This is a genomic window from Protofrankia sp. CiP1_Cm_nod3 (genome assembly GCF_982290655.1).
In genome coordinates, this window is sequence record NZ_CEVIVD010000178.1 from 3,700 (window position 1) to 4,248 (window position 549).

Annotated in this window: 1 protein-coding gene; it reads left to right on the top strand. The window is 69.8% G+C overall.

The window, feature by feature from the left end; translation table 11 throughout:
• Positions 1-128: 128 nt before the first annotated feature.
• On the top strand, positions 129-549 hold a 421-nt coding region (locus AC5LUJ_RS21755), incomplete at its 3' end, for a DUF8742 domain-containing protein (protein ID WP_493465632.1).

The window sequence follows — 549 nt, forward strand, 5'->3', positions numbered from 1 at the left end:
ACAGGCCTGGCGGATTCGGGTGCCGCGGTCCGCCAGTGCGTCGGTGGCTGGGATCCGGAGGCCGCGCATCGGGCTGTCGGACCGTTCCAGTAGCGTTGGCCGGCTGTCTTATCAGGGGGAGGTCGGTCGTGCTGCTGGAGGAGCTCAAGCCAGGGCTGCGCGTCGACGGGCTCATCCCCGCCGAGGTCATCACGGTCATTGCCGCGCAGTGGCACGGTTCCGACGCGCTCGAACTGACCTACAAGACCACCGCCGGCGGCCTCGGCCAGCAGGTCGTCTTCCGCAGGGACCAGGACAAGCTCAGCGTCGCCCAGACCGGCAGCCGCGCCTTCGACGCCAACGCCAACGACTTCAAGCTCGTGGCCGAGGCGCAGCGCATCTCGCTGGCCGGGCTGTTCGACCCGATGCTCGCCGTCGCCACCAGTGACGTGCGGCCTCTCCCCCATCAGATCCGTGCGGTGTACGGCGAACTGCTTCCGCGCACCCCGCTGCGCTTCCTGCTCGCCGACGACCCCGGTGCCGGCAAGACGGTCATGGCCGGCCTCTATG